Annotated in this window: 1 protein-coding gene; it reads right to left on the reverse strand. The window is 67.3% G+C overall.

Going from position 1 to position 1,508, the window contains the following annotated elements; all coding sequences use genetic code 11:
* Window positions 1-291 precede the first annotated feature (291 nt).
* Window positions 292-1,383, reverse strand: coding sequence for an IS110 family RNA-guided transposase (locus KU893_RS22370; RefSeq protein ID WP_257441540.1), 1,092 nt, complete (start codon window positions 1,381-1,383; stop codon window positions 292-294).
* Between the last annotated feature and the right edge of the window lie 125 nt (window positions 1,384-1,508).

Genomic DNA, 1,508 nt, shown 5'->3' on the forward strand with positions numbered 1-1,508 from the left:
CTGATATGTAGCGGCTTCCTGTCAAGAGGCAGGGTGAGGCGCCCGTCCCCGATGGTGGGGGCGGGCGCCTCTGGTTTCGTTGACGTTGTCGATGGTGAGCGTGTCGTTGGCGACGCGCGGTCAGACTGATATGCGCGGGTTGGTTACCGCAGGACGGGGTGTTCGGCAGGAGCGGACCGCTTGTCTAGGGTCGAGCATCACCCAGCCGGAGCCAGGCTGCTCATAGCTGTATCGCGGGTCGCTCCACGCGCTGCTTCCACCACGTTGGTCGACGAAACCGGATTGTGGGACCTACCCCTCGGGCTCCTCGAGCACGGCCAGGGACCAACACCAGCCGGCCAGCTCGCGGGCGATCGCGACGTTGGCGACCACGTGCCGCTTGCGACGCTCACGGAAGGTGTTCCATCTGGCGTTCAGTCGCCGGTTCCCGGCATCGCCACGAGCACGAGCTGCTGGCGATGCCAGTTCCCAGCGGTCGCGCATGGTCTTGCCGACCACGTAACGGGCGCGGTGGTGCCAGGCAGCCTCGACCAGCAGGCGCCGCACGTGCGTGTTGCCGGTCTTGGTGATCGAGCCCTGAACCCGCGATTGCCCAGAGGAGTACTCCGACGGCACCAGCCCGACGAAGGAACCTATGGTGCTGCCACTGAACCGATGCCAGTCGCCGATCTCGACCGCGAGTGCCAGAGCCGTCAGGTTGCTGACACCACGCAGGCACCCCAGCCTGCGCACGAGCGGGGTGAACTCACTGTCCGCGGCCATGACTGCGATCGCGTCATCGAGCCGGTCGCGGCGCGCTTTGACGGTGAGCACGGCGTCGAAGTCGGACTCGAAGGTCATCTGCAGCGCCGGTGAGTCGAACCGCTGGCGCCGCAACCATGCCTCGTGGGCTGCGGTCCATGCTTGGCCCTCGGAGTAGACGATGCCTTGACGCAGCAAGAGCTTCGACAATCGGTGCCGGGCTCGCATCAGATCGCCGCGGGCGTCCTCGCGCGCTCGGACCAGGTCGCGGGCGTTCTCCTGCGCCACCGATGGCACCGACACGGCGGTGAACTCGTCCAACCTGAGCAGCCGGGCCAAGTGGACGGCGTCCTTCGCGTCGGTCTTGACCCGATCACCACTGGGTCGCTGGAGCTTCGACGGTGCGACGACCTCGCAGCGGATCCCGGCTGCCCTCAGTGCGCGGGACAGTCCGAACCCGGTCGGGCCTGCTTCGTAAGCTACCGCGACCGGGCCGGGCAGACCGGACAGCCAGGATCGGACATGCTCGTGTGACGGGGTCAGTCTGGTCTGGATGAGCTCGCCCGTGACGCCGTCGATCGCTGCTGCGACGACCGATCGTGCGTGCACGTCGAGCCCCACGCTCGTACGCTCGGTGAACACCGGGGCCTCCCACGAATGTCGGATAGGCCGAGCAGGCAGCCCCTGCTCGGTAACCCACGAATCTCGTGAGCGAGGCCCCGGCCCGCAACCGCCTCAGGACGAGCCGGTCACGTCATACCGTCTAG

Origin of the sequence: Nocardioides daeguensis, assembly GCF_019192965.1 — a bacterium.
In the GTDB taxonomy this organism is placed as follows: Bacteria; Actinomycetota; Actinomycetes; order Propionibacteriales; family Nocardioidaceae; genus Nocardioides; species Nocardioides daeguensis.